Here is an 18,843-nt window from a genome sequence, read left to right as displayed (position 1 = left end):
TCATTCCGTCCAGCAGTAGTCGGTGAAGCTGCATCCCCGGCAGGCCGAACGCGCGAGGCGGTCGGGGGAGTCGGCGGTGCGGGCGATGGTCAGGACGGCTTCGATGTCGGTGTCGGCCTGGCGTGCGGCCTGCTCGTCGTAGGGCAACTTCCGGGTGCGGCGGGTCTTGGGGTAGTGCAGGACCGCGCCTTTTGCGTCGATGCCGACGCGGTGCAGGCGGTGGCAGTAGTGGCGTCCTTGTGCCTCGTCGGCGGGGGTGGGGCGCGAGGAGGACTTCACCTCGTGCACCCAGTGGTTGCCGTCGAGGAAGTCGAGTTGGGCGGCGCCCAGGTCGACCGGGGTGTTGCGGGTGTAGGAGGTGTCGTGGACGGCTTCGCCGAGCTGGACTGCGGCGTTGAGGTGCTCGGGGCGGATGCCCCGTAGGTACAGCCACAGTTGGCGTTGGCAGTGGTAGAGGTACTTGATGTGGACGCCGCCGACGTCGTCGTAGCCGATCACGCGTCGGGCCGTTCCGCGGGCTGGGGCAACGGGAGACGCGTCGGGGCGCCCTGTCCTCGCGTGAGGACGGCTACGCACAGCGCTGGGCACTTAGGGATTTCGGATAACGGGGTCAAAGGGGTCTCCCGCCAGGGGTGTTGACGTGACGTTTGGGGCTGGGCATCTCGGGACGACACGTCCGCGGGCCCAGGATTCGCGATTCCCTTAAGGGCCGAGTTCCACCGGTCACGGGCGTGTCACGTGTCCTTGGTGGGTGCCCGTTCGCCGGGCGTTCCCCTTGAAGGGGCGATGAGCCGACCATACCGCAGCACTTGCAGCATCCAGTCAGACAGTTGCAACCCAGTCCGTGAGCGCGAGACGGCGACTCAACGATGGAGCAATGTTGACCATCATATCGCCGCAGCCACCGGCTGCCATGTACTTCGTGTCTGACTGGTTGCTGTTCCGAAGTTGCGATCTTGTAGTCAGTCCACTACTTTCTGCTCCGTTCGGGTGCCGCTCCAACGGCTCCCATCACGCGGCTCACTGTGACAGGGGGCACTGACAGCGGGAGCTGTCACCGCCCTGAGCTGCGGTTTTGAAGGCTGTTCCGATCAAAGGGGATGGGGATGCGGTTACGGGTGGAGTTCCACACGGGGGCACGGGAGTTGCCGTGGCGGGACGTGCTGGCTCCAGGGCGTGCGCTCGCGTACGAGCTGCTGAAGCGGGGAGCGCCTGCGTTGGGTGCGGCTCTGCACGCGAAAGGGTGGGGGCCGTACCGGATGGCACCGTTCGGATACGGTGCGCCGACGTTCCGGGCGGCCCAGCGGCGCCGTGGGGTGTACGCGGCGGACGGGCCGGGAGTGGTCGAGTTGGGCAGCCCGCTGGCCGCGGTCGTCGAGGGCTGGGCCGCCGGCCTGCGGGAGACGCCGGTGCTGGCGTGGGGTGCTACGGCGTTCATCGTGGACCGCGTGGTGCCGGTGGAGACCCCGTCGTTCAACTCGGGTCAGGCGGTGTTCCGTACGTCGACTCCCGTGGTGACCAAGGCCACCTTGGAGCGTGACGCGCAGGGACAGCGGCCGGAGGGCACGGTGTGGCGGCTTCCGGGCGAACCGGAGTGGGACGTCTACGTGCAGAACAATTTGCGCCGGAAGGCCGAGACGCTCGGCCTGGACGCGGAGGTGACGCTGGAGCGTGTCGGCTGGACCGGGCCCAAGCGGTCGTTCGCGGTCGCGGGGGCTGCCGGGGGCGGGGGCAAGAAGCCGGGAGCGTGCGTCGAGGTCACCGTGTCGGGGCCGCCGCAGACGCTGTCGGCCATCGCGGACTGGGGGATCGGGCAGGCGAACGCCGCGGGCATGGGGTGGATCGATGCCTGATAGTGACGGTCAGGGCAACAGCGGCCCGCCGGAACGAGGTTCGGCCCCGGAAGGGCATGGCGTGTCGGTCGTCCTGACGTCGAGCCCGCTGCAGCGCATCGGGGCGTTCGCGTTGGCCGCTCTTGCCAAGTCCTCCTCGCCCGAGCTGATCACGCCGGCGGCGTTCGCGGCGGTCACCGACCGGATGACGAGGGATCTGCTCCGGACGTCGGAGCTGGCCAAGGCCGCCGATCCGGGCGGGTTCTGGCTCAGCGCGAGTTACCTGCTGTGGCCCAACTCCAAGATCAATCCGACGGCTCGGGGACGGCAGAGTCCCCAGGAGCGGCGGGAGCAGATCAGCGCTTGGCGCACGCCGCAGGCAGCGCTTCGCCGGCTCGGCGTCCCCTGCGCGTACTGCGGGCGTGAGGCGTGCGACTGGTTCGGGAAGGTCGACATCCCGCTCGGCGCGAGCGTGGCCTACCGCAACACCACCGCGCCCGGGCACCAGGGCACTGCGCTGTGCTTCCCGTGCGTGTCGTGCCTGTGGGCGTTCCCGTACGGGGCGGCACTGTCCGGCGGCCGGGCTGCGGCCATCCACTCGTGGGACGACGAATTCCTGGCCCGGGTGACGCGTTCCGCGGTGCAGCAGACACTGGAGCGCACGGCGATCGCTGCGCCTGTGAAGGGCGCGAAGAAGAGCCCGTACGCACGTGAGTTGGCGGTGCTGACCGCGGTACGCGGCTACGGCCGTCGTATCACCGCGCCGGTGGAGTTGCTCGTGCTGTCGAACTCCAACAAGGAGCAGGTGCTCGTCACGCAGGAGATGAGCCAGCCGATCGCAGAGTGGCTGCGGTCGACGGTGCGGGATGCCGACCGCCGAGGCGGGTACGCGGCGCTGGCTGCGACTCAGGCGACCAAGCAGGTCCCGGGCGAGGCGTACTTGGCCAAGCGCGCGTTCGCGCGGCCCGCGCACGTGCTCAGCGCTGCTGTCGCCAATCTGCTGACGCGGGCGGCCGCCTCACAGGGTGCGGTGCCGCCCGAGGTGGCGTCGCTCCACGCGATCGTGCACTCCTACTGCATCGAGGTACTGACCATGGACGAGAAAGACGTCGAACGCATCACGCTGCTGGCGGGCCGGCTCGCCGCGCTCCTGGGGCAGGACAGCCGCCCCGGTCCTTTCCGTGACTTCATCCGCGCGAACAGCCGCGGCGGGAACCTGTACAGCTGGTTCCGGTCCCGGGCGGTGGAATGGCAGCTGCTCCCCCGCCCGGAAGGGACCGAGCCGGTGCTCCTGCCGGTGCGGGACTACCGGCTGCTCTTCGAGGACGAGCGCTCCTGGTCCTGGCGCAGGTTGCTGACGTTCGCGGTGCTGGAGGCGCTCGCGAACAACGGATGGCAGCCGAAGGGGTCCACCGAGGAGATGCGCGAGCTGCAGGACGAGCTGTCCGACTCCGCTGACACCGACCACGACGAGAACTGAGGAAGAACGATGACGTTTCTGGTGGGGCAGACCATCCTGGGCATCAAGGCCGGCGCGCCGAACAACGGCCGCGGCGAGGACAACCGCGGCATGGTCAAGCAGTTCACCGCAGGCAAGGACACCTACCCGTACGTGTCCGCGCAGGCCGCCCGCCGGTGGCTGCGCGAGAGCCTGCCCGAGGATGAGCCGACGTCCCCGGTGATCCGCAGCGGCGAGGGCAAGAAGCAGCAGGCGTACACCAAGGGCCGACCGGACCTGTATCTCGACGACGACCTGTTCGGCTACATGATCGCTGTCAAAGCCGACGAGGAGGGCGCGAAGAAGGGCGAGTCGAAGACGTTCATGCGTGACACCGTGCTCGCGACCGGCACGCTGGTCGCGGTGGTGCCCAACACGCCGCAGATGGACTTCGGCACGATGAGCCGCGACTTCGAACCGGGAGCCCACCCGGTCATCCACGAGCACCAGATGTACACCGCCGACCTCGCCGGGGACCTGCTGCTCGACCTGCCCCGGGTCGGCACCTTCGAACTCGGCGGCAAGACCAGCAAGTCCGCCCTGCCCGCTACGACCGCGGCCTCGCTGCTCGAGTCCGGCAGCGTCAGGGTCACGATGCGCGGCGTGGAGTGCGTACGCCTGCCCCTGGCCGAACGGCGCCGCCGGGTGGCAGTCCTCCTGCGCGCCATGGCCGTGGTCAAGGGCGGCGCGAAGCAGTCGGCGCACTACGGCGACCGCACCCCGGGACTGATCATCCTCGCGCCGGTCAAGGGCGGCACCAACCCCTTCACGCGGGTGATCCGCAACCGGCAGCACGCCACCCACTTCGACACCGACATCCTCACCGAGGAGATCGAGGCGTGGGCCGACGTGCTGGACGGCCCGGTCCGTATCGGGTGGGCTCCGGGGTTCCTCGGTGACCAGCGCGACCGCGCCACCACCGACCTCAAGGCGCTCGTCGACGAGAAGAAGGTCGTCATCGGGCACCCGCGGACCGTCCTCAACACCCTCGCCACCGAGATCGAGGACGGCGAACACGACGCGTGGTTCGACGACGCCCCGCTCACCTGACGTTCCGCACCCGCGTCATGATCGCCCCTGGCAAGGGGACGCCCGACCGACCACACGTGCGCGAGGAAAACCATGCCCCCAGCACTCCAGGTAACCGTCTCCGCCCCGATCGTCAGCTTCCGCAACCCCCTCTACGACGGCCTGCAGGTCGGCTTGCCCTGCCCGCCGCCCTCCACCGTCGGCGGCCTGCTCGCCGCAGCGGCCGGAGGATGGGACCGCGTGCCACCGGCCACCCGATTCGCCATGGCCTTCCACGCCGCCGGCCACGGCGCCGACCTGGAGACCTACCACCCGATCGCCGGCCCCGGCACCGAAACCAACACCACCATCAAGGACCGCGACTTCCTCGCACACACCACGCTCACCATCTGGCTCGACACGGACCTCGACCTGTGGCGGCGCGCGCTGCGAGCACCCGTGTGGCCGCTGCGACTCGGACGCAGCCAGGACCTCGTGTCCGTGCGGGTCCGCCCGGTGGACCTGCAACCCGGTCCCGGCGTCCAGGGCCACGCGATCGTCCCCGACGACCTGCCCGGCGCCACCGGCACCCGGATGCGCCTGACCACCGCCATCGCAAATACCCGCGACCGCATCCACTGGGGCGGCTACCGCTACGCCCCGGACGGATCGACCGCACAGATCGACACCGGAACCAGGACCGCAGAGGGCCAGGCCGTCGCTCTGCTGCCGACCACCCACCCCGACCGGTTCCTCGCTTCGTGACCCACAAGGAGACTACGGTGCGGCCGCTGCGCGCCAAGAGCCCCGCCACACCCGGGCAACCCGGCGAACTCCTCACCAGCCACCTCCTCCACACCCTCAGCGCCCTGCACCAGATCCGCACCCGGATCGGCACCATCCCCGACACCCCCGAGGACTTCTGGACCTGCGCGGCCCTGGCAGCCCTGCTCCACGACACCGGGAAGATCCCCTACGGCTTCCAGCGCATGGTCGGCAACACCCCCGACAAGCCCCAGAACTGGGGACAGCGCCACGAAGTACTCTCCCTCGGGTTCGTCGAGCACCTCCTCCACCACCTGCCCGCGCCGACCCGCACCTGGATCGCAGCGGTCGTCGCCGGCCACCACCGCCCCTTCACCGGCAGCACCAGATCCCTGCTGGCCCAGCACGACGCCGACACCGCCGCCGACTTCCTCACCCGCTACACCCCCGCCGACGAACACCACCTCGCCGACCTCCTGCGCTGGCTGCACACCACCGCCCGGCAACACCACCTCCCCGTCCGCGCAGACCTCCCCACCCTGCGGATGCCCGACATCACCGACTCCGCCTTCACCGCCTTCACCCGCGTGATGGACCAATGGGAGGACGCCCTTCTCGACGAAGGGCCCCACGGACGCGCCACCACCCTGCTGCTCGGCGCCGTCACCATGGCCGACCACCTCTCCTCGGCGCACTCACCACTCGACACCGCCCACCCGCTCACCCCCGCATACCCCCACGCACTGACCAACCGGCTCGCGGCAACCGGCCACCAGCTCCGCCCTCAACAGCAGGACGCCGCCCGCACCAGCGGCCACATGCTGCTGCGCTCATGGACCGGAAGCGGCAAAACCGAGGCGGTCCTCCTCTGGGCGGTCCGCCAGACGACGGAACTGGCCGCCCACGGCCGCGGCAACCCCCGCGTGTTCTACCTGCTGCCGTACCTCGCCAGCATCAACGCCATGACCGGACGGCTCGAAACCGAACTCGAAGCCCGCGGCCGCATCGGCGTCGCCCACTCGAAAGCCGCCTCCTACCACCTGGCGCGCTCACTCGAAGACGGCTGCCCCACCAACGACCAGGACGAGCCCGGCCTCGACCTGTCCCAGCCCACCGACGCCGCCGCAAAAGCCCACTCACGCGCCCAAGCAACCAAGAACTTCCGTGAACTCCTCCGCATCGGCACCCCCTACCAACTCCTCCGCGGATTCCTCGCCGGCCCCGTCCACGCAGGAATCCTCACCGACAGCGCCAACTCCGTCTTCGTCCTCGACGAACTCCACGCCTACGACACCCAGCGCCTCGGCATGATCCTCGCCACCATGCGGTTCTGGCACGACACCGGCGGACGCATCGCCGTCATGTCCGCCACCCTCCCCCAAGTCCTCGCCGACCTCGTCCACGACACCCTCGACGGCCACACCACCCTCATCGAACCGCCGCCCGACGCCCCTGCCCCCGTACGCCACCGCCTCCACCTCCGCGAAGCCCACCTCACCGACGACGCCACCGTGGACGAGATCCGCAGCGAACTCACCGCCGGGCACTCCGTCCTCGCCGTCGCCAACAACATCCGCGACGCCATCGCCCTCTTCGAAGAACTCCAACCCCACTGCACCGCACTCCACGGAGAAGGCTCCGCGCTCCTGCTGCACTCCCGCTACCGCCGCATGGACCGCGACACCATCGAAGCCGCCCTGACCGCCCGCTTCGGAGCAGACCGGCCACGACGCCCCGGACTCCTCGTCGGCACCCAAGCCCTGGAAGTCTCCCTCGACCTCGACCTCGACATCTGCCACACCTCCGCAGCCAACCTCGAAGCCCTCTTCCAACGCTTCGGCCGCGTCAACCGCCTCGCCACCAAAGCCCCCGCCCCCGTCATCGTCCACCAAGCCGCCTACACCACCCGCCGAGGCACCGGCGACAAACTCTGGGCCGACGGCGTCTACGACGCCGAACCCACCCAACTCGCCTGGAACATCCTCACCCGACACAACGACCAACCCATCGACGAACAAACCGTCACCCACTGGCTCAACGAGATCTACCAAAGCCCCTGGGGCACCCGCTGGCGCACCGAAGTCGAAGACCACCGCACCCGATTCACCAACGCCTTCCTCACCTTCAACGCTCCCTTCGCCGACCGCTCCCGCCTCGCCGAAGAATTCGACACCCAATTCGAAGGAACAGAGGCAATCCGCCTCACCGACGTCCCCCACTACGAAACCGCCCTCACCACCGCCAACAACCGCAAAGAGGGCCGCCTCCACGCCGACCAATACCTCATCCCCCTCCCCCACTGGGCCACCCACTCAACCCGCTACAACAAACGCCTCCGCATCCACACCATCGACGCCGAATACGACCCTCAACTCGGACTACGCTCCATCCACCACGACCACCACCAGACCTACCAACCCGGAGAGGTCATCTAGGACCAGGCACACATGCCCGCCCGTACGATTTCAGCGCCACACCGGGCCCATCCGCACTACCGGAGGTCCGCTGCAAAACCCCACCCACAACAGCGCCCTCCCCACCACCCGACCTGCAGCTTTACCGTGGGGGTCCTCATCGCCCCTGCGAGGGGTAGCAACTGGTTGGGCGTGCCCTACGACACTGCGGTCACCGCGGTCCTCATCGCCCCTGCGAGGGGTAGCAACACGAGGAGACGTTCTACGCCGTGCAGGCGATCGTGAAGTCCTCATCGCCCCTGCGAGGGGTAGCAACCTGCCGGACGTGGTCAGCCTCAGCGGAGTCACCGTGCGTCCTCATCGCCCCTGCGAGGGGTAGCAACATGATCTGTTCATCGGTGGCTTCCTCGGCCATGCCGGTCCTCATCGCCCCTGCGAGGGGTAGCAACGCACCCCGGACGGTGTCCCGACTGTGGCGGACCGCTGGTCCTCATCGCCCCTGCGAGGGGTAGCAACACCTGACCCGTATCCCGTTCAAGGGCGACACTGACTAGTCCTCATCGCCCCTGCGAGGGGTAGCAACGTCCAGGTGACGGTGGAGGTGCGGGCGCTGCTGGCGTCCTCATCGCCCCTGCGAGGGGTAGCAACAACATCCCCATGACCGGCCTGAACGTCCGCGTCCCCGTCCTCATCGCCCCTGCGAGGGGTAGCAACATCAAGAACCCGTCCCGCGCACCCGACGCGCCCGCGTGTCCTCATCGCCCCTGCGAGGGGTAGCAACGCCGGACCGTGTCCGCGCCCGGGTCCAGCTCCCAGGCGTCCTCATCGCCCCTGCGAGGGGTAGCAACAGGTCGGGGTCCAAGCGCACGAACTGCAGCCGCGGGGGTCCTCATCGCCCCTGCGAGGGGTAGCAACCCGAACTGACGGCCGCCGTGAACCTCACCCACCACAGTCCTCATCGCCCCTGCGAGGGGTAGCAACATGACGCTGCGGACGGTCTGCGGGTCCCGGCCGCTGCGTCCTCATCGCCCCTGCGAGGGGTAGCAACCTGGAACGAGCGCCTCAAGGAGTGGGTCCACGGGCGTCCTCATCGCCCCTGCGAGGGGTAGCAACCCGGTACCCCTCGAGGTCCTCTGGACGTCGCCGGGCGGTCCTCATCGCCCCTGCGAGGGGTAGCAACGTGAGGTGGTAGTGGATGTGCGGGGGCGGTCCCAGCGTGTCCTCATCGCCCCTGCGAGGGGTAGCAACGTGCCGATGACGCGGAGCAGCACGACGGCCGAGGCGGTCCTCATCGCCCCTGCGAGGGGTAGCAACAATTTCAACTGCCCACCCGTCGCGTGTTGCCGGGGGTCCTCATCGCCCCTGCGAGGGGTAGCAACGCGAAGGGCTGGCGGCAGATCCGCGGCACCGGCGCCGTCCTCATCGCCCCTGCGAGGGGTAGCAACACGGTGTCGTCGTGGACGAACGCGGCCACAGCCGCGAGTCCTCATCGCCCCTGCGAGGGGTAGCAACGCGACATGGCCGTGACCAACGAGGGCAGCTTCGAGAGTCCTCATCGCCCCTGCGAGGGGTAGCAACACCGAGGACTACGCGGCGATCCGGGCCTGGGCGCGGGTCCTCATCACCCCTGCGAGGGGTAGCAACCATGCGGTGTGGTCCTCGCTTTCGCGAACCACAACCGGTCCTCATCGCCCCTGCGAGGGGTAGCAACGAGAGCATGAAACCCTGCACGATCGGCGTGCAGTACGGTCCTCATCGCCCCTGCGAGGGGTAGCAACAACACGGTCTCGTTGCGGCGCCGTTCGGCCGCCGTGTCCTCATCGCCCCTGCGAGGGGTAGCAACGACGTGACCCCGGCGGCACGTACGGAAACCATCTGCGTCCTCATCGCCCCTGCGAGGGGTAGCAACCCCAGGTGCAGGAGGAGCACAGCAACGTGCTCGCGGTCCTCATCGCCCCTGCGAGGGGTAGCAACGCCCGGGCGACGATGTCGTGCCGCCCGACCTGCTGGTCCTCATCGCCCCTGCGAGGGGTAGCAACGCATCACGTCCGGCACGGCCGGGCAGGTGCTGCGAGCGTCCTCATCGCCCCTGCGAGGGGTAGCAACTCCGGCGGGGTCGCGGTGTCGTCGGGGTCGGGCGGGTCCTCATCGCCCCTGCGAGGGGTAGCAACTGGCACCGGGTCAGCGTGGCCGGTGCGGCGCCGGTGGTCCTCATCGCCCCTGCGAGGGGTAGCAACGCGAACAGTGGTGGGTCATCGCCCGACACCCGCAAGTCCTCATCGCCCCTGCGAGGGGTAGCAACAAGAGGGGCTGCCCGTGGTGGTGTCCGTGACGGCAGAGTCCTCATCGCCCCTGCGAGGGGTAGCAACCTCCAGATGACGGCCACTGCTGCCGGCTCCGTCTCCGGTCCTCATCGCCCCTGCGAGGGGTAGCAACGCCAGGAACGAGCACTCGATGGCACGACAATCAGCGTCCTCATCGCCCCTGCGAGGGGTAGCAACGGCCGGGGTGAACCCGCCACGAACCCCCGGGCGAACCCGTCCTCATCGCCCCTGCGAGGGGTAGCAACACTCCGACGACTAGTTCACCCGATCGGGTGACAGATAGTCCTCATCGCCCCTGCGAGGGGTAGCAACGTGATCACCTTCAACCACACCGGCATGTACTTGATCAGTCCTCATCGCCCCTGCGAGGGGTAGCAACACACTGCCGCCGAGGCGATCCGCAGCGCCAACCACGCGTCCTCATCGCCCCTGCGAGGGGTAGCAACAACTCCGGCGGCATCACCAGCACGTACTCGCTGGCCAGGTCCTCATCGCCCCTGCGAGGGGTAGCAACACCGACTTCGGGGTCACCTGCAGGCGGCGGGGCGGGCCCTCATCGCCCCGACGAGGGGTAGCAATGGGTCCGTGTCCCAGATGCGTGCAAGATTGTTTGCCAGCCCTCATCGCCCCGACGAGGGGTAGCAACGGAAACACGCCCTGGGCACCCCCGACCCCGGCGCCATCGATCCTCATCGCCCCGACGAGGGGTAGCAACTCGGGGCCATAGCCGTGGGCATAGAGCATCTGCGCAAGTCCTCATCGCCCTGCGAGGGGTAGCAACGCAAGCTTGAGGCGCTGCTCCTCCCGCAACTGCCGGTCCTCATCGCCCCTGCGAGGGGTAGCAACGTGCCGAGTACGGCCCAGCCGGTGGTGAGGGTCCGGCGTCCTCATCGCCCCTGCGAGGGGGTAGCAACAACGTGCGGTGGGTCGCCCCACACCCGCCAGGCCGAGGGCGGATTCGCGGAGCGTTGACAGCCGGCGAAGCTCCCGACCCATGGCTGCCACGCTCTCCTTCACGCTGGCGTAGGTGGTGGTGTCCGGGAGGCAGGTCAGGGCCAGGAAGTCAGCGCGGGTGATCTCCGGTTCGTGCCACCGGTTGTTGCAGCGGCACTGGATGAAGACGTTGCGGCCCTCGTTCATCACCAGCCAGTCCCGCCGCGCTCGGCAGGCCGGGCACATCACGGGGATGCCACGCAGGGTCAGTTCCTGGGGGTGGCGGATGTAGTGGATGGCGCGAGGGCCGCTGTGAGGCTCAGGCTCGTACTGCAGTTGAAGCAGCGGGTCACCGCCGGCCGGGGTGGCGGCAGGAGCAGTGCGTGCGTCTGAGGGGTGGTTGTTCGTTCTGAGCGCGAGCGTCGTCTCCGTTTCTGGGCCTGTCTGTTCATCCGTAAGAGCAGGTGGGGCCGGTTGTCCAGGGGGTTTCAGCCGGTCCGGCAGGCCGGATGCGGGCCTGCAAGACCGGGGTTTCAGCGGCGTGGCGGACGGTTGCGGGGATCCGGAGTATCCGGGCGGGGCACCGAGGGCGGCGCACGGTGGGCACCGGGTCGGCGGGCCGGAGGCGCAGTGCGACCGGTGCCGGCCTTCGGGAGTGGGAAAATGGGGCCCGGGTGGGCAGGGAGGTCGGCGAGACGGCGCAGGCGCCAGACCAGGACGTCGTTCACGTTCTCGGCGGAGTCGAGTTCGCGCATGCCGACGGCCTGTTGGAGTAGAGCCTTGGGGTCGTGGCCAGCGTGCTCCGCCTGGGCAAGGGTGGCGGCCAGCGCATCGTGCTGGGCCTCGCTATCAGTGCGGGGGAGATCGTGGGGCAGCGCCGCGCGGATGGTGGTCTCATAGCTGCTGCGCGTGCCTTCGGGCAGGGCTCGGCCGTGGGCGTGCAGGGCCTGCAGGGGTGAAGCGGCGGCCTGTTGGTAGGCGGCGCGCAGGTGCTGGGCGGTCTGTCGGGAGGCTGCTGCTTGCTGGGCGTGTCCGCGGGCGGCGTGCCAGCGGGCGGCGGCGATGGCGGCCAGGACCAGGGTGGACAGGAGCATCGCGGTGGCGCCGCCGTCCTCGCCCCGGCCCAGTGCGCCGCCGGCCTGGATGATGCCCCGCGCGGCGGAGCGCATCGCGCGGGCGTCGGCATGTTCGGCGCGGATGTGGCTGCGGGTGGCGCGTTCGAAGGAGCGGGCGGCGGCGACCAGCTCGGCGCGGGTGGCGGCCGGGGAGGTCTGGGCGACCGCGTCCAGGACTTCGCCGATCCCGACGAGCTGAGCAGCGGCGCCGCTCTCGCCGTCGCTGTCCAGAAGGACGACAGCGCGCTCGGCGGCTCCGGACGCGGCCCGGCGTCCCCGGGCGGGCGCCGAACAGTTGGTCCGCGCGCCGCCGGCTCGCGGCGGGGCGTCCTGGTCGGGGGCGCCGCCGGTGAGGCGGCGGCGGATGCGGGGCAGGGAGAGGTCGGCGGCCAGGGTGGAGCCCGCGAACCAGATGGGTTCGCCCTTGGCGTTGCGGTCACCGGGCAGGGCGACGGCGTAGCCGAGGATGTCACCGGATGAGCCCAGGGTGGGCTTGATCCGCAGTCCCTTGTCCTTCAGCCGGGTGAAGAACTCGGCTTCGTCGGCGGCTCCGGCCAGGGCTTGGCGGACGGCTTCGCGGAGCGTCTCGCGCGGGGTCTCGTCCCGGCCGGTGCGTTCGGCCTTGAACCGCTCCTGGCTCGTGGGGTTCTTCGCGGCGGTGCCGTCGCCGGGGTTGAGCTGTCGCAGGCCGTAGTCCTTTTCTATCTGGCGGGCTTCGGCCTGGGCTTTGCGCTTGTCGAACTTCAGGTCGGCGCGGCGGCCGTCCTGGCGTACGAGGGTGGCGGCGATGTGGATGTGGTCCTCGGCGTGGCGGACCGCGACCCAGCGGCACGCGGCGGTGTCGCCCTCAGGCGCGATGCCGACGGCGCGCACGATGCGGCGGGCGATGGCTGCCCAGTCGGCATCGTCGAGGTGCCGGTCGCCGGGATCGGCACGCACCGAGCAGTGCCAGAACGTCTTCTCCGGCGCCCGGTCCCCGAGCGCTTTGACGGGCTGGTCGAGCTGGGCGGCGAGCTGGGCGATGGTGTGGTGGGGGTTGCGACCCGGGTCGGGGGCGTAGTCGTTCCAGGACGCGACCAGGTGCTGGTCGGTGTGCTCGTCGCGTTTGCCAGCGCCGAACAGGTAGCGGACCAGCCCGTATGTGCTGCGGGTGCCGTACCGGATCTTGGGGATCACCGGCGGACCAGCCAGGCCACCGCATGGTCCACTCCGGTCAGTGCGGTGTCGATGCGGTGCAGGAGCCGTCGCAGATCGGTGGCGGGCTGGCCGCCGGAGTTGAGGTAGTGGGCGACCTGGTTCAGGTTGCTGCCGACTGCGGCGAGCTGCCGGTTGGACTCCATCAGCTCCTGGATCCCGCGCCGGTAGTCCGCGACCGCGGCGGTGGGGTTGACGCTGGATGCGGCGGCGAGGGTGGCGGCGGCGGCGTAGCCGCCGGGGGCGAGGGTGGCGGCGTGGGCTGCCTGTTGCACCGCGGTCCACTCGTCGTCACTGAATCGGGGGCAGATGCGGTGCGGGCGCAGGCTGCCCTGGCGCAGTCGACGGCGTGGTGCTGCGCGGACGGCAGCGATCGTCGGCGCTGGCGACGGCGGTTGTTCCTCCCCCGACGGCACCCCCGGGCCGTCTTCCCGTTCGGCAGCAGGCACCCCCGGGCCTGCTGCCGAACGGGAAGCTCCCGTCCCCTTGGGGGTGGGAGCGGGGTAAGGACTCCTTACCCCACAACTTGCTGCCCCAGGGGCCGTGGTGACCTCACGCTCCTGTTGCGGGGTGGTGGGCGACGTGTCGTTGGCGGTCACCGGCCCGGCTCCGCTTCCTGCTGGTGGACCTCGCGCAGGATGTCCTCGATGAAGTCCATCGCCAGGACCGGGTGATGCAGGGTCCACGGGCGGCTGTGGCGGCCCTTCTGCACGATCCAGGTGGTGTCCGGGCCTGCTTCGGAGCCGTGGAGGTGGCCTTGGCGGACCAGGATGGCCAGCCAGGTGTCCACCTCGGCCGGGGTGGCGGGGTTGGTGCGCATGATGGTGCTCTCCAGTCGGTCGGAAGGAGTCGGAAGGTGGCTGTTTGGGGGCGGGTGACCGGCCGGGTTGTCCGGCCGGTCACCCGACCTCGCGTGGCCGGTCAGTCGCGGGAGGTGGTGACCGGCTTGTCGCGCTGTTCGCGGAGCTGGGCCATCAGCGCGGTCAGCGTGTCGCTGGACAGCGGGATCCGCTGACCCCGGATGGCCTGCGCGACGACTTGCCGGGTGAGCTTGTCCTGCGCTTTGACCGCTGACCGGGCGATCTCCAGCAGCTCCTCGGTGTCCAGGTCAGGGCGCCGTTCACCGGCTCTGCGGGGCTCGCGGTCACTGACCGGCGCACGAGTGACCGGCCAGTCAGTGACCGGCGGGTGGCTGACCGGGCGGGCGGTGACCGGCGCGGTGGCGTCCGGTCGGCCACTGACCGCCGGGCCGCTGTCCGGCTGACCGCCCAGGTCAGCGCCCTGCTTCCCCCGAACGCCGGTGTCCTGGTGACCGGTGACCGGGCGGCCGTCGTCCGCTCGGTCACCCGCCCGGGTCAGTGACCGGGCGGGCGCGGTGGGCGGGTTGGCGGTCACCCGGGACGGATCGGTCGGCGCGCTGACCGGCTGACCGGCACTGACCTGAGCGGGGTGCGGTGACCGCTGACCGGCCTGATCGTGACCGGCTCGGTCAGCCCGGCCGATGCGTTCGCTGCGGTTGCCCGGGCCTCGGGCGATGAGGATGTACAGGTGGACCGCTCCGGCCAAGGCCAGCGGTGCGACGGTGGACAGGTAAGCGACCACGGTGTCGCCGAGCTGCAACCCGCCGGCAGAAGGCGCCTGGTCGTTGAGGCGGACGGCGTGCAGGGCGTTCGCCCACACGCTGACCCCAGTCGCGGTGCCGACCAGCGTCCACACGTACAGGCGGGCGCGCAGCGGGGCGGTGCGCAGGACGAGCAGGGCGCGGATGCCGTAGGCGATGAAGCCGTCGACGACCAGGGGGAAGAGCCAGCAGAGGTTGGGGCGGATGTGGATGGCGATGGCCATCTGCATGAGGGCGCTGGCGGACAGGGCGCATCCGGCGCCGCCGAGGATGATGACGGCGAGGCGGTCCCAGCCGGTGACGAGCGCCGTCGTCGGCGCGCTGGCGGGGTTCACGCGGCCGTCCCGAAGTCGCCCTGGTCCGGGGTCTGGCCGCCGTGCTCGGGTCGCGGGCTGGTGGGCATGGCGGCGTCGAGGTCGCGGTGGCGCAGAGCGTGGCGGGTCTCGCGGTAGCGCTTCTGCGCGGTCTCCTCGTCGATCTTCAGGATCCAGGCGAGGCGGTGGGCGGGCAGGCCATGGCGGTAGGCGGCGTGGATGACGGCCTGCCGTTCGGCGGCGGTGAGGTGGATGTCGCGTCCGGCGACGGCCGCGTTCACGCGGGAGTAGTCCAGGCGGTGCGGGAGCCGGGTGTGCATCGGTGCGCGCTCGTGTTCGGTGAGGCCGCCCCGGATGCCGTGGGTGTCGGCGTTCTCCAGGGCGGCGTCCAGGCAGGTCCGGCGGACGGGGCACTGGTTGCACAGGGCCTTGGCGGCGCGGATCTTGTCCATCTCCTCGGGGTCGGGGAAGAAGAGTTCGGGATCGACCGGGTGGTAGTCGGTGGGCTGGCAGACGGCGTGGTTCTGCCAGGTCTGGTCACCCAGCGAGCGGTGGTGGGCGGGGGTAGCGGCCGTGCTGGTCATGCGCGGTGTGCTCCGATCGCTCTCCGCGCGCGATGGGCGTCGGCGGAGGTGCTGGTCAGGAGGTTGAGGGGGCCGCGCGCTGGGGGCGGGCCCGGCGGCAGTCGCCTGATGCGGGATCAGGCGGCGCGGGCGCGTCTGCGGTCGACCAGGTCGAACCCGACCCGGCGGGTCATCTGCGTGAGCCTGCTGGCGACGCGGTCGCCGACGTGCGCGCGCAGATCGCCGATCGCGAGGTTGGTGGTGATCAGCGTCGGCAGCATGTGGTTGTAGCGGCGGTTGACCAGCCGGTAGGTGATCTCCTCGGTCCACTCCGACGCCTTCGCCGCGCCGAGGTCGTCCAGGATCAGCAGCGGCACACGGGCCACGGCCGCCAGCTCCCGCTCGGTGTCCACCCCGGCCCTGGGGCGCAGTTCGGCGTACAGGTCTGCCGCCGTCGTCGCCCGCCACCGCACCCCGACACCCGCCCCGACCAGGACCCGGAGCGCCCCGTACGCCTGGTGCGTCTTGCCCGCGCCGACCACCCCGGCCATCAGCAGCGACGGGCCCGTCGCCACCTGCCGCCGCGCCCCGATGCCCGGCGCGACCGCCTGCGCGGCGACCTCCCGGCACCAGGCCAGGACCTGCGGATGGTCGGCCACCGCGTCCCGGTAGCGCGGCACCATCGCCGCCCGCAGGGCGTCCAGCGGCGAGTACGGCTCCGGCTCGTCCGCCGCAGCGTCGGCGACGGCGAGTGCGGGGTCGATGTTCCGGGCGGCCAAGATCCGGGCGAGGCGGTCGAGGGTTCCTGCCCCGGCGAGGGTCTGCGGTTCGCTGGTTCGGGTGCCCATCACAGCTCCTCGGCGTAGGCGGTGGCGGCGTCGACCGGATTGGTCCACGCCGTGTGAGCGGGCACGTTAGGCCGGAATCCCGGACGGGCCAAACCGGCAGCGGGAGCGTTCATGGCGTCGTTGACCAGCGACGGCAGCCGCGAGGGGTGACCCTGGATCTCGCCGAAGCGCCGCAGCCCGGCCCGCACGTGCTCCACCGCGATGCCCTCGTCCAGGAGTTTCTTGATCACCCGGCCGAGGTGGCCGATCACGTCGCCCGGCGGGCGCTGGTCGCACCCGGCGACGTACTCCCCGACGAGCTGGTTGGCTGAGACGCTGCCCGCGTCGGGCGCATCGCGCCCCGTAGGAAGAACAGATCCAGGATCCAAGATCCTAGATCCAGACCCCGAGGGTCCCCCGACCTTTCCGGGAGCCTTCCAGGAGGGTTCGGCGAATCCGTCCTGACCTGCGGTTTTGTCAGCGGTCTCGCGGTGGGTGCTGTCGGCGGTGTCGGCGGCTTCCTGTGCGGGCGCGAGGGCGTCCTGGGCGGGTGCGGGAGGGGTCGGCGTGGGCTGCGCGGGCGGTTCGGGGGTTCCCGGAGGATTCGGGGAACCCTCCGGGAGGTCTCCGGGAGGGTTCGGGGAGTCCTCGGGGCGCTCGGTGCAGGGTCCCTTACAGACCCCGCACCGCTGCGGTTCGCACGTCGGGCACGCCGGGAGGCGGGACTGGGACGGGGTGTCGATCTTCTGGTGCTTGAACCAGGTCGGGTAGTGGAAGTAGCGCCGCCCGTCGCACCCGGTGTAGCGGCAGATCGCTCCGGCGTTTTCGAGCTGGGTGAGGTCGTCCTCGACCTGGACCGCGCCGTGCTCGGCGCGCAGCGGCCAGATGATGCCGAAGATGATGGCCGCGTTGTCGCGGTGGCGCCCCCAGTCGTCGGCCATGTTGGTCATCGCCAGGAAGGTCACCATGGCGGGGATGCTGACCTCGGCGAGCGTCTCGGACGTCCAGGTTTCGGGCTTGATCGATCGGATGCGCGGCACGTCAGCGGCCCCGGCCTGCGGCGACCAGGTCGCTGCGGGTGAGGGTGGCGGTGGCGAGGTCCAGGGTGTGGGGGCAGGTCCAGTCGGCTTCCGGCCAGACCCGCAGGACCCAGCGCGCCGCGGTCTTCGCGGTCGTCCGGCTCAGCTCCATCCGTGCCCCGTCCGCGTCCTTGGCGACGGCGTGCGGGTGGGGCCAGGTCTGCGTCGGATCGGTGAGGCTGACGCGCAGGGTGGCCGCGCCGGGGATCATGTCGGCGAGCTGGGCCGCGAGACGCTGCTGCCGTGCCGTATCCGGGCAGGCCGAACTTCCGCCGTCGGCGGTGTGCATGCGATACTCCGTTGCTCGTAGGAGCGCGGGCAGCGGTTCTCGTGCGAAGAGATAGCGCTGCTGCTCGCGCGATGTGAATCGGTGTCCTTCGGGATGCCGGCCCGGCGTTCGGGAGTTGGTAGCTCCCGGGCGCCGGTCGCGTTTGCACCCCGGTCACGGCCCTCGCACCTGCATCACCCTCCCCTCGGCCCTCTGTCGGTCCTTGATCCGCTTGCGCGGGGACCAGAACCATAGGGCGAGCCCTCTCCACACGTCCAGCGTCTTCGCACACCACCCCACCAGGCATGCAACACTGGGTTGGTCGGATATCGAGAGAACCGTACATCGCATTTGCGCCCGTGCGTCAACTACGATGTCGCCAGCGGAGACAGAATGCGGCGCGAGCGCAAGCAGAGTGGATGGCTTTCGCACCCGCCACCAGAGGAGCAACGATGACCGAGCAGCAGGAGCCCCGCAGCGTGGCGGACCTGCTCGACCACCTGTTCCGGGAGGTGCATCCCGCGGGGCGCGGCCCGTACACGTACGCGGAGGTCGCCGAGGGCGTACGGGAGTCGACGGGGTTCTCCCTCACCGCGAGCGCCATCCAACAGCTGCGGACCGGGAAGAACGAGAACCCGAAGATGGCCACGATCCGCGCGCTGGCCGCCTTCTTCGGCGTGCCCCCCAGCTACTTCTTCGAGGAAGAGGTGGCGGCACGGACGCTGGCCGAGATCGACGTGGTCACGGCGATGCGCGACACGGAAGTCCGTAGAGTCGCCCTGCGCGCAAGCGGCCTGAGCGTCGGCAGCCTGCAGATGGTGGCCGCCGTGATCGACCAGGCCCGCCGACTGGAGGGAATCCCCGACGACCCCGCCGACTCCGACCTGCTCGACGAGAACTGACCGCGGCCAAGCCGCACGGCCTTGGCTCGTACGCGTCTCCGCGCGTACACGCGGTGCAACGAGCACGTCGGAGTCGGCGTCCCAGCCGGACCGGACAGGCACTGACCAGCCAACCGGTGCGACTCCTTTGCCCGGTGTCGCGGCGGGACTCGAGGGCGACCGCCTCGGCCTTCATCCCCCGCGCCA

General features: G+C 70.3%; 15 protein-coding genes and 1 CRISPR repeat array. Of the genes, 6 read left to right on the top strand and 9 right to left on the bottom strand.

Annotation, left to right across the window (positions count from 1 at the left end):
• Nucleotides 1-498: a CRISPR-associated protein Cas4 gene (locus WA788_RS00605; RefSeq protein ID WP_335970423.1), complete on the bottom strand. Its 498-nt coding sequence runs from the start codon at nt 496-498 to the stop codon at nt 1-3.
• A 761-nt stretch (nt 499-1,259) separates the two neighbouring features.
• Here WA788_RS00605 and WA788_RS00600 point away from each other — a divergent pair.
• The 5 genes from WA788_RS00600 (at nt 1,260) to cas3 (ending at nt 7,538) form a co-directional block, all read left to right on the top strand.
• Complete coding sequence (locus tag WA788_RS00600; RefSeq protein WP_335970421.1) at nt 1,260-1,853, top strand: CRISPR-associated endoribonuclease Cas6; 594 nt, start codon at nt 1,260-1,262, stop codon at nt 1,851-1,853.
• On the top strand, nt 1,846-3,312 hold the full coding sequence (locus tag WA788_RS00595; protein WP_335970419.1) for a hypothetical protein: 1,467 nt from the start codon (nt 1,846-1,848) through the stop codon (nt 3,310-3,312). Before WA788_RS00600 ends, WA788_RS00595 begins: the two co-directional genes overlap by 8 nt.
• Nucleotides 3,313-3,321: 9 nt before the next feature.
• Complete coding sequence (gene cas7i / locus WA788_RS00590) at nt 3,322-4,380, top strand: type I-B CRISPR-associated protein Cas7/Cst2/DevR (protein WP_335970417.1); 1,059 nt, start codon at nt 3,322-3,324, stop codon at nt 4,378-4,380.
• A 72-nt stretch (nt 4,381-4,452) separates the two neighbouring features.
• Nucleotides 4,453-5,103, top strand: coding sequence for a CRISPR-associated protein Cas5 (cas5, locus tag WA788_RS00585; protein WP_335970415.1), 651 nt, complete (start codon nt 4,453-4,455; stop codon nt 5,101-5,103).
• Nucleotides 5,100-7,538: a CRISPR-associated helicase Cas3' gene (gene cas3 / locus WA788_RS00580; RefSeq protein WP_335970413.1), complete on the top strand. Its 2,439-nt coding sequence runs from the start codon at nt 5,100-5,102 to the stop codon at nt 7,536-7,538. Before cas5 ends, cas3 begins: the two co-directional genes overlap by 4 nt.
• 132 nt (nt 7,539-7,670) lie before the next feature.
• Nucleotides 7,671-10,556: direct repeats of the CRISPR family, unit length 30 nt; unit sequence GTCCTCATCGCCCCTGCGAGGGGTAGCAAC.
• Between the two features lie 751 nt (nt 10,557-11,307).
• On the opposite strand, the gene WA788_RS00575 is transcribed toward cas3, so the two are convergent.
• The 8 genes from WA788_RS00575 to WA788_RS00540 all read right to left on the bottom strand — a co-directional run bounded on the left by WA788_RS00575 (nt 11,308) and on the right by WA788_RS00540 (nt 17,776).
• Complete coding sequence (locus WA788_RS00575) at nt 11,308-13,065, bottom strand: relaxase/mobilization nuclease domain-containing protein (protein WP_335970411.1); 1,758 nt, start codon at nt 13,063-13,065, stop codon at nt 11,308-11,310.
• A complete protein-coding gene (gene mobC / locus WA788_RS00570; protein WP_335970410.1) occupies nt 13,062-13,358 on the bottom strand; it encodes a plasmid mobilization relaxosome protein MobC in 297 nt (98 codons plus the stop codon). Before mobC ends, WA788_RS00575 begins: the two co-directional genes overlap by 4 nt.
• Before the next feature lie 320 nt (nt 13,359-13,678).
• Nucleotides 13,679-13,903 carry a hypothetical protein gene (locus WA788_RS00565; RefSeq protein ID WP_335970409.1) on the bottom strand — a complete coding sequence of 75 codons (225 nt, stop codon included), beginning with the start codon at nt 13,901-13,903 and terminating at the stop codon, nt 13,679-13,681.
• Nucleotides 13,904-14,004: 101 nt separating this feature from the next.
• Nucleotides 14,005-15,039: a DUF2637 domain-containing protein gene (locus tag WA788_RS00560; RefSeq protein ID WP_335970407.1), complete on the bottom strand. Its 1,035-nt coding sequence runs from the start codon at nt 15,037-15,039 to the stop codon at nt 14,005-14,007.
• Nucleotides 15,036-15,602 carry a WhiB family transcriptional regulator gene (locus WA788_RS00555; RefSeq protein WP_335970405.1) on the bottom strand — a complete coding sequence of 189 codons (567 nt, stop codon included), beginning with the start codon at nt 15,600-15,602 and terminating at the stop codon, nt 15,036-15,038. The genes WA788_RS00560 and WA788_RS00555 overlap by 4 nt, the downstream gene beginning before the upstream one ends.
• 116 nt (nt 15,603-15,718) lie before the next feature.
• Nucleotides 15,719-16,429, bottom strand: coding sequence for an ATP-binding protein (locus WA788_RS00550; protein WP_335970403.1), 711 nt, complete (start codon nt 16,427-16,429; stop codon nt 15,719-15,721).
• The gene (locus WA788_RS00545; RefSeq protein ID WP_335970400.1) at nt 16,429-17,448 is read right to left on the bottom strand and encodes a hypothetical protein; all 1,020 of its coding nucleotides are present in this window, start codon (nt 17,446-17,448) and stop codon (nt 16,429-16,431) included. Before WA788_RS00545 ends, WA788_RS00550 begins: the two co-directional genes overlap by 1 nt.
• A 1-nt stretch (nt 17,449) precedes the next feature.
• Nucleotides 17,450-17,776 (bottom strand): transcriptional regulator, encoded by a 327-nt coding sequence (locus WA788_RS00540; protein WP_335970398.1) that lies wholly within the window; start codon nt 17,774-17,776, stop codon nt 17,450-17,452.
• A gap of 431 nt (nt 17,777-18,207) precedes the next feature.
• On the opposite strand from WA788_RS00540, the gene WA788_RS00535 reads away from it, so the two are divergent.
• A complete protein-coding gene (locus tag WA788_RS00535; RefSeq protein ID WP_335970396.1) occupies nt 18,208-18,657 on the top strand; it encodes a helix-turn-helix domain-containing protein in 450 nt (149 codons plus the stop codon).
• Nucleotides 18,658-18,843 lie beyond the last annotated feature (186 nt).

Source organism: Streptomyces sp. CA2R106, assembly GCF_037034245.1.
In the GTDB taxonomy this organism is placed as follows: Bacteria; Actinomycetota; Actinomycetes; order Streptomycetales; family Streptomycetaceae; genus Actinacidiphila.
This window is presented reverse-complemented; position numbering and strand designations above follow the sequence as displayed.

Bases quoted from the DNA above. Each gene is read 5' to 3' on its own strand.
- WA788_RS00555 (WP_335970405.1), bottom strand. From the start codon at position 15,602: ATGACCAGCACGGCCGCTACCCCCGCCCACCACCGCTCGCTGGGTGAC.
- WA788_RS00600 (WP_335970421.1), top strand. From the start codon at position 1,260: ATGGCACCGTTCGGATACGGTGCGCCGACGTTCCGGGCGGCCCAGCGG.
- WA788_RS00550 (WP_335970403.1), bottom strand. From the start codon at position 16,429: ATGGGCACCCGAACCAGCGAACCGCAGACCCTCGCCGGGGCAGGAACC.
- cas7i (WP_335970417.1), top strand. From the start codon at position 3,322: ATGACGTTTCTGGTGGGGCAGACCATCCTGGGCATCAAGGCCGGCGCG.
- WA788_RS00540 (WP_335970398.1), bottom strand. From the start codon at position 17,776: ATGCACACCGCCGACGGCGGAAGTTCGGCCTGCCCGGATACGGCACGG.
- cas5 (WP_335970415.1), top strand. From the start codon at position 4,453: ATGCCCCCAGCACTCCAGGTAACCGTCTCCGCCCCGATCGTCAGCTTC.
- WA788_RS00535 (WP_335970396.1), top strand. From the start codon at position 18,208: ATGACCGAGCAGCAGGAGCCCCGCAGCGTGGCGGACCTGCTCGACCAC.
- WA788_RS00595 (WP_335970419.1), top strand. From the start codon at position 1,846: ATGCCTGATAGTGACGGTCAGGGCAACAGCGGCCCGCCGGAACGAGGT.
- WA788_RS00565 (WP_335970409.1), bottom strand. From the start codon at position 13,903: ATGCGCACCAACCCCGCCACCCCGGCCGAGGTGGACACCTGGCTGGCC.